This window comes from Flavobacteriales bacterium (assembly GCA_029248105.1).
GTDB lineage: Bacteria > Bacteroidota > Bacteroidia > Flavobacteriales > UBA7312 > UBA8444.
On sequence record JAQWJZ010000043.1, the window covers coordinates 1 to 14,965 of the forward strand.

Sequence of the window (14,965 nt, forward strand, 5' to 3'; positions counted from 1 at the left end):
GAATGTCTCCAGCAGGTAAAACGGCACTTAAGCCACTAGCAAGTAGTTCTCCATTCACATACCATTCATAGGTAAAGGATGGGTTAGGATTTGATACTGAAAGAGTTGCTGCTGTATCACCATAACATAAAATATCATTTACTATAGAGCCTGAGGACGTATTGATTGCTGACTCAACAGGAGTACCAGCAATAATCTCTACAGGAAGAGGTAAACCACTACCGCTTAATGTTCCTGAACAACCATGCTCATCTGCAACTAGTACTTGATAAAACCCTGAACAAAGTGAAGAATCAATAGCTAAACTATCTGTAGTGTATTCGGCAATTAGATTATTTTCTAAATCCAAGCTAGTAAAAGTGTAATTACCTATTCCGCCGAAAGCGGTGTATTTAAGGATACCGTCACAAGAAGAAAACTCACCCGAGCAAGTTTCGTTACTTAGCTTTGTAATGGTATATATTAATTCTTCAGGCTGATATACATCTATCTGAGCTGTTTTTGTACAACCATTAACATCTGTTACAACTACACTGGTTACGCCTTCAGATATACTTAAAAGTGTATTGGTATTTGAGGAAGAAATAAACTGTGTAATTCCATCTGATGAATTCCAAGAATAATCATACGGCGCAAAGCCACCAGAATTTATAACTGTTGCCGAACCACTACCATCAGAATAGCAGTTTAACGAATCCGATGACAATTGCAATTCAAATGTCTCAACTAAAGGGATATCAATATTCAACGTATCCTTACATGCGTTATCATCTTCTACTATTACAGTATAGCTACCAGCGTTTTTATTAGTTAAAACAGCTTCAACATCTCCAGTATTCCATAAGAAGGAGTAAGAGCTGTTTGTATTTAAGAAACCACCCGATGCAACTACTGAAACCTCGCCAGTTGGAATGTTAAGACAATAGGCTGAAACCAAATGGCTAGTGTCTAGAACTAATGAATCTGGCTGATTAACAAATGCTAAAACAGAAGCTTCACATAAATTATTATCGGTAACTGTTAAAACATAAGGAACGTTTGTCGTTGGTAAACCCGTTACTTCTTGATTTGAACTAAACGAATTTCCATCTAGACTCCAATCGAAAGAGTATGGTGACGTTCCACCAGTAACATCACTTGAAATTGTTCCGTCTGCACCTCCATAACATTTAACGTCGGTACCTAAAACCTGTACTTTAAGAGGCTTGGGCTGATTAATTTGTATGGTATCAATTTCATAACATCCAAGTTCATCCTCAACCTTTACCCAATACTCACCGAAACTTTGATTAAAGATGGTTGTATTTGTACTTTGATTAGACCAACTATATACCAAATTCCCTGTTCCGCCTGTACTTAAAACAGTCGCACTTCCATCTGCTCCGCCATAACAAGAAACAGAATTTGAAGAAAGGGTATTTATTATAGGGTCATTTTCATTAATCATAATAGAATCTGAAATCACACAACCTCTTGCATCTGTAACGTCAACAAAATAATTTCCTTGGGGTAATTGCTCAGCCACATCTGTTACATGACCACTACTCCACTGATAAGTATAAGGTTGAGTTCCTCCACTAACAATAACTTGGGCAGAACCTGTTGACTCGCCATAACAACTTATAATGGTATTGCCCATTTCAACAGTTAATGGAGATGCGGATTGCTCAAGTTCAATGCTAGTAGAAATTAAACAGTCGTTAAAGTCAGTAATTTCCAAATCATAAGTACCAGCACTCAAGTTATATAAGTAAGATGTAGAGGCGTCGCCTTGATTTGTCCATTTATAATTATATGGAGGTGTTCCACCACCGTTGACTGAAACTTGTATTTGCCCATCGGTTCCAGCATAGCATGTTATATCATCCGCTTCAACGGAAAAAGTAATTGGATTAGGCTGTTCGACAGATACTTCATCTGTTCCTTGACAACCATTGTCATCTTCTACCACAAGATAATATCCGCCGACAGGAACTTGAATGGAAGAATCAGAACCCACTAATTCATCAGTGCTAGAATTAAACCAGTAATATTGATATGAAGAATTGGAAAGATTACCACCAGTAATTGAGGATACTGAAACTGTAGCAGAGCTATCGCTATTACATAAAACATCTGTTGCAGTAGTTAAAACATTGATCTCGGGAGCTGATGAAGCTACGACTACATCTTCCTCTGTAACACAGCCATTACCATCTTTTATTACAATTTGATAAGTTCCATATTCAAGATTATAAAATTCATTTACATTATTAAAAGTGTTACCACCATCAATAGAATAAGTTATTGGAGCAACAGTATTGTTTTCTGTAAAAAGAGTTATAGAGCCATCTTGATATCCACTACAACTAACTGGGTAAGAATATGTTTCTATTTGAAAACCTTCTTGATAACTAATAAATAAATTCTGAGAATCAGAAGGGCAAGCGTTTACTCCTTCTACAACATAAGTATAGGTTCCAATCTCTGAATTTTGTGGATCAAAAATATCTGGTGCTATTTCATTACTTGGATTATACCATACCCCACCTTCTTGAGGTACTCCATTTAATTTACTAAACATGCTAAAAGTTGGATCTCCTGAACATACTAAACTATAACCCTCTATTCCTGCCTCTGGAAGTTTGTTTACATATAGGTTAACGAAAGAAGTGTCATTACATAAATCGTTAATACCGTAAGTGATATAAGAATAATCGCCTGTTGAATTTTCTACTAAATCCAAATTGGATGAAACAACAAGGTTATTTAAAAACCAGGTTCCACCCTCATCATAGTCATCACCCAAATATTCATTTATATCGATAATTTCTGTCCCATCAGTCACATCACATAAAAATATCGTACTGTCTTGCCCTACTGTACCAACCAAACCAGCATTGGTTGGTGAAAATGTTTGGACCAAAATGGAATCAACATTTGGAATTGTTTCTCCTGTACATACATCAACTACAGAAATATAGTAATAAACAGCACCCGTATCTGGTGTTACTGTTAATTCTAAATCTTCACTTAAAATATTACCATATTGATCTGACCACACAACTGTACCTGTTGCTATTGGACTATAATCAATAGCATTAACAGTATAATCCGTAAAGTCGGCATTTGGAATAAACTCCCAACCTTCATCATCAGCTGTCCAATTTAATGGAAAGTTTCTGGGTTGAAGTAGAACAGGGTCATCAACTATCTCAAATAATGTGCTGTTTTCATTAACTATACCTTGAATAGCTGCGCCACCATTCCAAGCCATACACAAAGGTTTTTCATCAATATGAATTTCTATTTTATTGGAAGTCTCAAAAATCTGAAGATATTGACCAACAATCAAATCATTACATGAGAACATTGGCATAGAACACCATACCACATAAAACACCCTATTTGGCGCAGCACCATAGGTACCGTAGACAACGTTACCACCAACACTTGGATCAATATCGTGCCAAGGCGCCATAATTGCATTTTCAGGTAATTGACCCGCATTTGGAATTGCGTTATTTATCGTCCATGGTGAATACACCCCACCTTGTGCTAAATCAAAAGTAATGTACCCGTTGGCAGACAGAACGCATTGGTTGTAGGTGTTCCCATAGAAATTGAAATCAAAACCTAAATCAATAACTCCAGAATGGATATCATCAGTATTGATAAATGATGGGCTAATATTAGCTCCAGACGCTACAAGAGTTACATCTTCTCCAGAACAAAGAACAGTATCATTTGAGGTTATAAATTGTGACTGAACGTTTGCAAATGAAAATAAAAAAATAATAAACAGTAATTGATTTTTCATATTAAATAACGTTAAAAAATTAATTACTAATGAAGAAATTATCTGTATATAGTTACAGAACCTTTTTCATTGTAAGAGGTTCCATCTTCACCAGTAGCATTGAGAACATAAAAATAAACACCTTCTGGAACTTCTAATCCATTCATAGAAACACCATTCCAAGTGTCGTTCGGATTGTCCATTTCGTAAATTTTATCTCCCCACCTATTGTAAAATATAGCATTTAAATCTACAATACCATAATTTTCGAAAGAAAAATCATCATTAATATTATCTCCATTTGGGGAAAAAGCATTGAATTCTACTATTCCTTGAACAGAGACTAATACTGAAATAGTATCAGAACAACTCCCATCAAAAACTTCTAGTACGACTTCATAATCACCCATTTCGGTAAATGTATGCTGATAAGAATTCGTAGTAAAACCTTCGTAGAAATTAGAAGTCATATTATTACCATTAACCCACCATTGATTTAATGTCATATCAGAATTTTGGCTTATGTCAATAAATTCGATATTGAAAGGTGCTGGCTGTGATACTATAGAGTGTGGACCATTAGCTCCTGGAGTATTAATAACCCAATCAGCAATTACTTCTGATGGATCGACAAGAGTTTGATTAGCAGTAATTTCACAATCATTTTCATCAGTGATAGTTACACTGTATGTACCTGAAGAAAGAAAGCCAATATCTTCGGTGTTTTCACCATTTGACCAGTCAAAAGTATACGGTAAAGTTCCGCCAGTAATTGTTAAGTCAATATTACCATCATCAGAACCAAAACAACTTGGGTTTGTTGGTATCAGAGTAGGTACTGAAAACGGGGCAGGTGAAGAAACAGTTTCATTAATTGTTTTTGTACAATTGTTAGCATCTACAACACTTACTACATAATTACCTGCAACAAGGTTTGAGAACACACCATTACTATTATTCGATACAGCCGCCCCTGTTAGGGTGTAATCCGAATAGGGTTGAGTTCCTCCATTAGCCACTACTGTTATTCCTCCAGTATTATCACCATCACAATTAACACCTATTGAAGAAACAAGATCAATAGTTAATGGCGAAGGTTCAGACAAAATAATTTCAGACACCTCAGAAACACATCCATTAACATCTTCTACATATACAGAGTATGTATCAGCAGCAAGTCCATTAAAAACTCCAGTAGCATTGTCGGTAGATGCTGAAATATAATAAGTGACGTAAGGAGTAGTCCCTCCTGAGCCAACAATTGTAATATTACCATTTGGCGCACCATTTGAATTATGACAATCTGGATTAGTAACACTTATATCTGCAATTACTGGAGAAGGATTAGCTAACTCTAATGAGAATACAGTATCGCATCCATATCTATCAACAACCTCCAGATAATATGTACCAGCATCTAAAGCATTTATACTAAAATCTAGAGAGCCGTTGTCATTCACAAGACCGTTACCATTTAAATTACTTGGAAACCAGGTATGATTATAGTCTGCTAATTGATCATTATTCAAATATGGCGTAGCACCACTTACTGAAAGATTAATTACACCATTTGATTCATCTGTACATATTGGATTAGTACTGTTATTGATTAAAGAAAATGGATCTCTTTCTTCAATAGTTACAGTAGGAGATGTTGCTTTGCAAAGTCCAAGTAAATAAGATGCTGTGACTTGAATATTACCAGCTGGCAGAGTATTCGAAGACGGACCTTCATCAAGAACGTTTAAAGAACTTTCTAAGTGCCAAGAATAATCAAATATAGGGTTTGAATTTAGAACAGAAGCGGTTGCATTACTTGAACCATAGCAGTTAATAGTATCTGTCAAAAACAATTCATTGGTATTAATTTCAGCAGTTACTTCTACCCCATTATCTATGAAAAATGGATTAGGGTATAGTGATGTTAAGTCGAAAATACCTTCGCAATTAGAAGCATCTGTAATTTGAATTTCCCAATTACTAGAAGTTAAACCAGTAATTGTTAGAGAATTCATTGTTTGTCCGTTGTCGTTGAACATAGAGTTCATATCCGTCCAACTCACATTATATGGAGCAACTCCACCAACAACCTCGACAACAACTGAACCATCGTCAGACGATGCGGTTGGACTGAAACAGGATTGGTTAACTAGGTCTGAAATCTGAAAATCTACTCGACTAGGACCATCCACAGTGAGCGTATAAACACCTTCGCAACCAAATTCATCAGTCACAGTTACTGAATAATTTCCTTGCTGTAAAGCATCTACATCAGGTAGATTATTACCAGTTGCAGCACCACCATTCCATTCAAAGAAAAAGTCACAACTGTTATCAACATCACCACAACCACCTTCCATAGATATAGAAACTGTTCCATCGTTGTATCCGAAACAACTTGCAGGTGTAGATGAAGTGAATTCTTGCCAAGTAGCGACTAAATCAATTTCTACTGAAATTTGATCAGCACACAATCTACTATCGACAACAGTAACATCATATGTTCCAGAGTTCATATTTTCGATAGAACTGTATAATACGTCCTCATCTGTCTGACCTAAAACAGACCATACGAAATTATAATTATCACTTGAATTTGGCGTACCGCCAGATGCTGAAACCTGAGCCCAACCAGTATTAGATCCTAACAAATTGTTATTACAATAGGCTGGCTTTGTAGGCTGAGTGAGGAATAACTCTAATTTTGGCGGTTCTATAAGGTAAATTTCTGATTCCGATTCGCATCCATTTTCATCAGTTACCGTAATTTTATATGGATCTGAATAAGATTGATAATCAGGGTTAAGAGCTATATCATCAGCTCCTACACTGAAAGGTAAATCTGAAAGCGTTTGTAGTTGGTAAGGCACATCGTCTACCCATGGGTAATTCGGGTGACTCCACACAAAAGAATAATCTCCAGTTCCACCATATACATTTGATGAAAGTTCACCATCTGAAAGTCCATAACAACTAATTTCATCAGAAATAAAAGCATCAACAATAAGTTGGTTGGGTTGATTTATTTCTATGCTAAAATCTTTAGAACAGCCTATACTATCAGTAACAACAACAGTGTAAGTTCCTATTGGCAAATCCGAAATAGATTGCTGAGTTCCGTATGCTCCCCAATTGAAAGTGTAAGGCGCTATACCTCCCGAAGGATTAGCCATAGCAACTCCATCAGAGCCATTGTAACACGATGTTGAGTCCGATGTGAACATATTTGCAATAGAATCATTTGAGATGATAACTATTGAATCCATTTCTGGTATAGTACAAATCGCATCCAAAACAGAAACATAATACAGTCCTTCACAAACATCTGAAAGTGTTGAAGTAAAATTATTTAACACACTATTATTGACATTGTTATTTATCGGGTTCATCAAAGAGTCCATCCACTGAACAGTGTATGAACCATCATCTTCTGCAGTGCCATTAATAACCTCGAGCTGTAACTCACCATTACAATCACCATAACAAGGAATTCCAACACCATTAATTTCACCATTCGCAATTAGACTTAAATCAGCCCTTTCGTTTTGAACAAATATGGTTATCTCATCTTGAACAGTACAAAATTCATTTACTGCTACAATTGAAATTGTAGTATCTTCATTAATTATTAAAGTGGTACTATCCAAGACAGATCCTGTACTCCAATTGAATGTGTTATACCATGTTGTATCGGCATGAATGGTTGTCGATTCTCCAGAACACACTGAATAATCTTCTGGCAATTCAAAATCACAATCGGCAATTAACTTAAAATCATCTAATCCAAAGCCATAAGACAAAGGGAAACCGCCATCAAATGGGTTATCTAAACCATTGTTAAATACAAAAGCAAATCTAACATTTGGCTGATTATCCAACACATTTCCTAAATCAATATTAGCAAGTTGCCATGTTGTATCAGCGGATAATGGGCCCTCAACAAAAACCCAATTTGTTCCTTGATCAAGAGAGTAATATACTTCTGCGCCAAATTCAGTTTCAGTAGGCCCAGAGTACCACCAATAAGACACATCAACTCCAGTGTATCCAATTGTACTGTAATCAGGACTAACAGCACAAATCAATTCTTGGTTAACACCAAATGCTGCATCTATGTAGGTTGCATTTAAAACTGGATTTATACCAAAGCCAGGATCTCCATCAATCGCTACAAAGGCAGCAGTATGAAGATAATTGCTATTGGGTTGATAACCTTGATCAGAAGTGTTACCGATATTTATTAAAAAACCATTAAAATCAACAAATCCACCGTCGTATTCGTCGTTAACGATAATTGTATTTTGGTCAGAACTAACCGTCCCCAAGAAAGGCACTATTTCATTTAAAGTCCAATCCATAGTTAAGGGATCTTCAAAATCTTGACTAATAAATACTTGTTGTGCTGTACTAGAGTAGGTTAGTACTAAAAGAAAGCAAAACAAGGCTTTCATATAAATTTTAATGTTTTTCATTTTTAATGCTTATTAAAAAAGTAAATTTACTCATATACATAAGAATTTACAAAAATATCATTTATATCTTACAAAACAGCCAAAGATAACATTAATAGTACTACTAAAGCAAATTAGCTAAATTCTACTTCAACAAAGTTTTTAACACCCTAGAAAAATAAGCTAATTGAACCTTTTTTTTCATACAATTTACCATCAAAACCCGTGGCGTTCATATAATAATAATATACACCTTCACTTAAATTATCGCCGTCAAAACTTAAGCCATTCCATTCAAAACTAGGATCTGTCCAACTAAAAACCAACGCCCCCCACCTATTGAAAATCTTAACACTAAACTTAGAAATCGCATTGTTTTCCACAAAAGAAAAGCTGTCGTTTATCCCATCTCCATTAGGACTAAATGCATTAAACATACCTTCCCAATCATCAATAGATAAGTCAAAACCTTGAACCTCAATTAAAATCGTTTTTTCATCTGAACAATCGTGCTCGTCAGTCAATTGTAAACTGAGGTTGTACGAACCTACTAAATCGTATACGTGCTGTGGATTAGCATCATAAGAAGATTCTCCATCATCAAAATCCCACTCATATACACCCTGACTACTATTATTTGTCAATTGGATTGTCAAGGGCACATCTCCAATCGTTCTATCAACACTAAAATCAGCTGATAAATAAACGCTATCGGTCAATTGACAACCTTTAAAGTCTAAAACCTCAAAATCGTAAAATTGACTCGAACTAAAACTCACTATAGAATCAGTTGAAAACGTACTGTTTTTAGAATTTCTCCAATAGTATGAATACGGTTTTACACCACCGTCAACATCGGCTATTAGATTATTTCCATCACATCTCAAATCCAAACTGAGTAAAGAAGGTTCTTTTATTTTAACGTTAATAGTGTCAGAACATAAATTAGCATCGGAGAGTATGACTTGATAAATTCCTGCATACAGGTTGGTGAAGCCATTTCCATTCACAACAACAGCTCCATTACTCAAACTAAGAGAGTAAGGCTGAGCAGCATTTAGAACATTTAAATCAAAAGCTCCTGTGTTTTCGCCATTGCAATTGATATGAGTAGTATCAGAAATCTCTAGACTACACTGTGCAAAAGTTAAGCTTGCTAAAAAGACAGAAAATAATAGTGGAATTTTACTCATAAATCGAAGCACTAAATTAATCAAATTTTAATGCTAAACAATATGTTGAAAAATGATTCAAATAATTGACAAAATAATTATATAATAGAATTAATTTTGAAGGATAATACACACAAACCCCATTTCATTTTGAGTGAACTTTTAAACGGATTAAATCCATCACAAAAACAAGCTGTCGAACACATAGAGGGGCCGCTAATGGTAATTGCTGGTGCAGGCTCTGGAAAAACTAGAGTATTAACATACAGAATAGCCAACCTTATAAATAGAGGTGTTGACCCTTTTAACATATTAGCACTTACTTTCACCAATAAAGCGGCTAAAGAAATGAGGGAAAGAATTAATCAACTCATTGGAAATGAATCGCAAAATTTATGGATGGGAACATTCCACTCTGTCTTTTCAAAAATTTTAAGATTTGAGTCTGACAAGCTAAACTACCCACAGAATTTCACTATTTACGATTCGGCAGATTCAAAAAATCTTCTAAAAAGCATAGTAAAAGAACTCAACTTAGACAAAGACATTTACAAACCTAATGTACTATTAGGAAGAATAAGCTCTCTCAAGAACAATCTTATCTCATACAAAGCATACCTTACCAATGCTTCTTTACAAGCAGAAGATGCTAGTAGAAAGTTAAACGAAATGGCAATGGTTTACAGAACCTATCAGAATAGACTATTCACATCTGGATCTATGGACTTTGACGACCTATTGTTTAATACACATATTTTACTGCGCGATTTTCCCGAAACATTAAACAAGTACCAAAACAAATTTAAATACATCCTCGTTGATGAGTATCAAGATACCAACCAAGTCCAATACATGATTGTGAAACGTCTTGCTGCAATGAACGAAAACATTTGCGTAGTAGGCGATGATGCCCAAAGTATTTATGCTTTTAGAGGGGCAAATATTAAAAACATCCTAAATTTCAGAAATGATTACCCTGACTTTTCTTCAGTTAAACTCGAACAAAACTACAGATCGACACAAACCATAGTTAATGCAGCTAATAGCTTAATAAAACACAACAAAAACCAAATTGAAAAAACTGTTTTCAGTAAAAATGGAGTTGGTGAAATAATAAAGGTTTGCAAAACCATGAGTGATAATGAAGAAGGGCAAATAGTTGGACAGTCCATTTTTGAAACACAAATGAACAATCAATGTTTTTTCAATGAATTTGCCATACTTTACAGAACTAACGCTCAATCAAGGTCGTTAGAAGAGTCGTTAAGAAGAAGAAATATTCCCTATAAAATATATGGCGGATTATCGTTTTACCAACGCAAAGAAGTGAAAGACCTTTTGGCATACTTTAGAGTACTTATAAACCCAAGCGATGAAGAATCCTTAAAAAGGATTATAAACTTCCCCGCAAGAGGAATTGGTAATACCACCATTCAAAAACTAATCGTTTGTTCTAGAACTAACAAAGTAAGCATTTGGGAATGTATAGAAAATCCTTTTTATCATTCAAGAATTGGAGTGAATAAAGGTACTCTTCAAAAACTAAATGCCTTTGCTCTTATGATGAACAGCTTCAAAGTACAACTTAAAGAAGACGCCTTTACATTAGCTGAATCAATTGCCAAATCAAGCACATTACTAAAAGAATTAGATAAAGACAAGACTCCTGAAGGGGTTAGCAGATACGAGAACGTACAAGAATTACTAAATGCCATTAAAGAGTTTGTTGAAAAAAACAAAAAAAGAGGCGAATCCATCTCTCTTGATTACTTCATGCAAGATGTAGCACTTATCACGGATCAAGATAATGATGATAAGGACAATTTAAACAAAGTGACAATGATGACCATTCATGCTGCAAAAGGATTAGAATTTCCATATGTATATATTGTCGGACTTGAAGAAAACCTTTTCCCGTCACAATTAGCGGTACATTCAAGGGAAGAACTGGAGGAAGAAAGAAGATTATTTTATGTTGCCCTAACAAGAGCTGAGAAAAAAGTTCAACTTTCTTATGCAACAAGCAGATGGAGATGGGGGCAATTAATAGATTGTGAGCCTAGTCGATTTTTACAAGACATCAATGAAGATTATCTAGATTGGCAATTCCAAACTAAAAAACAATTCCAATCACAAACAAAACCGAAACAATTTAAAGATAATACTAGAAATAACTATAATAAACCAAGCCGAACAAAAACGAAACCTATACCAAAATTTAACCCTACGAATTTAACAAAGGCTAATTCAGCAATGAGTAAATTAGGCAGCCAAAACTCAAGGAACAATCATCTACAAGCTGGAATGCGAGTGAATCATGACCGTTTTGGACAAGGCAAAATTTTACAAATAGAAGGACAATCTGACAACAAAAAAGCCATAATTTTCTTTGATGGGATAGGTCAAAAAACACTACTTCTAAAATTTGCCAAATTAGACATCATACCTTAATTTGATATATAAAAAAAGCGTACATTCGAACATTATAATTTTACATCATATATATGGATTTAGAATACAACTCATCTAGAAACAAATTAGTCATTTCAGAATACGGAAGACACATTCAAAAATTAGTTGAACATGCAATGACAATAACCGACAAAGCTGAAAGACAAAAGATGGCAAATGGCATTATCGAAATAATGGGGGAATTAAACCCACACTTGAGAGATGTTGTAGACTTCAAACACAAACTTTGGGATCACTTATTTGTCATTTCTAATTTCGACTTAGATGTAGAGTCTCCTTACGAAAAACCTGTTATCGAGAAACTTTTTGAAAAGCCCGAACCACTAAACTACCCTAACAGCAAAATAAAATACAATCACTACGGAAAAGTAATCGAACTAATGATTTCTGAGGCCATCAAAATGGAAGACGATGACCTAAAGAAAAAGCTTGTCGTTGCTATTGCTAACCAAATGAAAAAATCCTACGTGAATTGGAATTTGGACACCGTTGAAGATGAAATCATTTTCAATCAATTATTAAAACTGTCCAATAATAAACTTTCTATTCCTGAGGGAACTGAGCTTTCTAAGTTTACACCAAACCCAAAGCAACAAAACCCTCACGCTAGAAAGAAGAAGAAAAATAATAGAAATAATAGAAACCAACACAGAAACTAAATGAGTTCATTTATAATTGAAGGCGGAAGAAGACTTAGCGGCGAAATTGAGCCTCAAGGCGCAAAAAACGAAGCTTTACAGATACTATGCGCTGTTCTTCTATCACCAGAAAAAATCACAATCAATAACCTACCTGATATAGTTGACATTAATATCTTAATTGACTTATTATCTGACTTAGGGGTCAAAATCCAAAAATTAAGCTCTAGCAGTTATACCTTTCAATCCGACGAAATAAATCTAGACTATTTAACCTCAGATGAGTTTAAAACAAAAGGCACTAGAATTAGAGGATCTATTATGATTGTAGGCCCTTTACTCGCCCGCTTTGGCAAAGGGTATATTCCAAAACCAGGAGGTGACAAAATAGGAAGAAGAAGATTAGACACCCACTTCATAGGTTTTGAAAAGTTAGGAGCTGTATTTACATACGATTCAAAAGAAAGTTTTTACAGAGTAACAACAAAAGGGCTGAAAGGCACTTATATGCTATTAGACGAGGCATCTGTAACAGGAACTGCAAATATTGTTATGACCGCTGTAATGGCAAAAGGAACAACAACAATATATAATGCTGCCTGCGAGCCCTATCTTCAACAATTGTGCAAAATGCTTAATAGCATGGGAGCTAAAATCACTGGAATAGGCTCTAACTTACTTACCATTGAAGGTGTTGAATACCTTGGCGGATGTGAGCACACTGTGCTTCCTGATATGATAGAAATTGGCTCATTTATTGGGTTAGCAGCTATGACACAATCTGAGATAACTATCAAAAATGTAAAGTACGATGAGCTAGGTGTAATACCAAATGTATTTAGAAAGCTAGGCATCAAACTTGAAAGAAGAGGTGATGATATTTTTGTGCCTTCTCAGGAAAGCTATGAAATTGAAAACTTTATAGATGGTTCAATACTAACCATTTCTGATGCCCCATGGCCAGGCTTCACCCCAGACCTTTTAAGCATAATACTTGTTGTAGCAACACAAGCAAAAGGAAGCGTACTCATCCATCAAAAAATGTTTGAAAGTAGATTGTTCTTTACTGACAAACTTATTGATATGGGTGCTCAAATTATTCTTTGCGACCCGCACAGAGCTTCTGTTATAGGTTTAGACAGAAAATCTCCATTAAGAGCTACCCGAATGACCTCTCCAGATATTAGAGCAGGTGTTTCTCTTTTGATTGCTGCATTATCAGCTGAAGAAACTAGCACTATTGACAACATCAATCAAATTGATAGAGGCTATCAGAACATTGATGAAAGATTGAACAAGCTGGGAGCAAATATTAAACGTGTAAACTAATACAATGAGAACAATCAAAATTTTCTTAGCCTTAGCCTTTTTCATCTCAAACATTGACCTTAATGCTCAATCATTGAAAATAGGCGACAAAGCACCTGAATTGGCATACAACAGTCCAAAAGAAGAAGTATTAAAGTTATCCTCCTTAAAGGGGAAATACGTTATTATTGACTTTTGGGCTTCTTGGTGTGGCCCTTGTAGAAGAGAAAATCTAAATTTAGTAAAGACCTATAACAAATTCAAAAAACAAAAATTTGAAAACGGAAGTGGGCTTGAAGTATATAGTGTTTCTTTAGACAGAAAATTTAGTAGCTGGTTAAAAGCTATGACTGATGATAAATTATTTTGGGAATATCATGTCAGCGACCTTAAAGGGTGGCAATCTGATGGTGCTTCTATTTATGGTGTGCGCTCTATACCTCAAACCTTTGTCATTGACGGTGAAGGCATTATAGTCGCTAAGAACTTAAAAGGTGAAGAGTTAAACGCATTCTTAAAATCTAAAATAGCTAAATAAATTGTCTTATCGCTTGAAGTAAAGTGTATTTGCTGACAAATTGTCTCCAATCAATAGTTTGGCACTTTTTTTGTTTTAACACGTATCAAAGATTAATTTATATTTAAAAAATGGCAAAGAAAAAGAAAGAAACTAAAAAAGAGGAAGAGGTAATTGTTGAAAAACAAGAAATTACAGTAGAAGAAAAATTTGCTGAACTCAATGATAAACACTTACGTCTTTTCGCAGAGTTTGAAAACTTCAAAAAGAGAACTGCCAAAGAACGAATGGATTTATATAAAACTGCTGGCGAAAGTGTTCTTACAGCTTTGCTACCTGTTTTAGACGATTTTGAACGCTCAATAAAAGCCAATCAGAAACAAGAAGATGAAGGCGTCGTTTTGATTTACAATAAATTAAAAAGCACTCTTGAAACAAAAGGCCTAAAAGCAATGGACGACCCTATAGGAACAGAATTAAACACCGACTATCACGAAGCAATAACTAATATACCTGCACCATCAGACGATATGAAAGGTAAAATTATTGATGTGGTAGAAAAAGGGTATTTTTTAAATGAAAAAGTAATTCGCTACGCTAAAGTTGTTGTAGCAAATAACGAATAATAC

General features: G+C 35.0%; 8 protein-coding genes. 5 read left to right on the forward strand and 3 right to left on the reverse strand.

What is annotated here, in order from left to right; genetic code table 11:
- From P8I29_07920 to P8I29_07930, 3 genes are all read right to left on the reverse strand, one after another.
- Positions 1-3,799 (reverse strand): hypothetical protein (locus P8I29_07920; GenBank protein ID MDG1917713.1); only part of this gene is annotated, 3,799 nt, incomplete at its 3' end.
- A gap of 38 nt (positions 3,800-3,837) precedes the next feature.
- Positions 3,838-8,250, reverse strand: a complete 4,413-nt coding sequence (locus P8I29_07925; GenBank protein MDG1917714.1) for a gliding motility-associated C-terminal domain-containing protein — start codon at positions 8,248-8,250, stop codon at positions 3,838-3,840.
- A gap of 149 nt (positions 8,251-8,399) precedes the next feature.
- Positions 8,400-9,422: a gliding motility-associated C-terminal domain-containing protein gene (locus P8I29_07930; protein MDG1917715.1), complete on the reverse strand. Its 1,023-nt coding sequence runs from the start codon at positions 9,420-9,422 to the stop codon at positions 8,400-8,402.
- Positions 9,423-9,551: 129 nt separating this feature from the next.
- Here P8I29_07930 and P8I29_07935 point away from each other — a divergent pair, with 129 nt between their 5' ends.
- The 5 genes from P8I29_07935 to P8I29_07955 all read left to right on the forward strand — a co-directional run bounded on the left by P8I29_07935 (position 9,552) and on the right by P8I29_07955 (position 14,962).
- The gene (locus tag P8I29_07935; GenBank protein MDG1917716.1) at positions 9,552-11,852 is read left to right on the forward strand and encodes a 3'-5' exonuclease; all 2,301 of its coding nucleotides are present in this window, start codon (positions 9,552-9,554) and stop codon (positions 11,850-11,852) included.
- Between the two features lie 53 nt (positions 11,853-11,905).
- The gene (locus tag P8I29_07940) at positions 11,906-12,532 is read left to right on the forward strand and encodes a DUF4290 domain-containing protein (GenBank protein ID MDG1917717.1); all 627 of its coding nucleotides are present in this window, start codon (positions 11,906-11,908) and stop codon (positions 12,530-12,532) included.
- Positions 12,533-13,840, forward strand: a complete 1,308-nt coding sequence (gene murA / locus P8I29_07945; protein MDG1917718.1) for a UDP-N-acetylglucosamine 1-carboxyvinyltransferase — start codon at positions 12,533-12,535, stop codon at positions 13,838-13,840. It abuts the gene before it with no gap.
- Positions 13,841-13,844: 4 nt separating this feature from the next.
- Complete coding sequence (locus P8I29_07950; protein MDG1917719.1) at positions 13,845-14,357, forward strand: TlpA disulfide reductase family protein; 513 nt, start codon at positions 13,845-13,847, stop codon at positions 14,355-14,357.
- A gap of 110 nt (positions 14,358-14,467) precedes the next feature.
- Positions 14,468-14,962 carry a nucleotide exchange factor GrpE gene (locus tag P8I29_07955; protein ID MDG1917720.1) on the forward strand — a complete coding sequence of 165 codons (495 nt, stop codon included), beginning with the start codon at positions 14,468-14,470 and terminating at the stop codon, positions 14,960-14,962.
- Positions 14,963-14,965 lie beyond the last annotated feature (3 nt).

Coding starts and splice junctions, on each gene's coding strand:
- P8I29_07925 (MDG1917714.1), bottom strand. CDS start 8,250: ATGAAAAACATTAAAATTTATATGAAAGCCTTGTTTTGCTTTCTTTTA.
- P8I29_07930 (MDG1917715.1), bottom strand. CDS start 9,422: ATGAGTAAAATTCCACTATTATTTTCTGTCTTTTTAGCAAGCTTAACT.
- P8I29_07940 (MDG1917717.1), top strand. CDS start 11,906: ATGGATTTAGAATACAACTCATCTAGAAACAAATTAGTCATTTCAGAA.
- murA (MDG1917718.1), top strand. CDS start 12,533: ATGAGTTCATTTATAATTGAAGGCGGAAGAAGACTTAGCGGCGAAATT.
- P8I29_07950 (MDG1917719.1), top strand. CDS start 13,845: ATGAGAACAATCAAAATTTTCTTAGCCTTAGCCTTTTTCATCTCAAAC.
- P8I29_07955 (MDG1917720.1), top strand. CDS start 14,468: ATGGCAAAGAAAAAGAAAGAAACTAAAAAAGAGGAAGAGGTAATTGTT.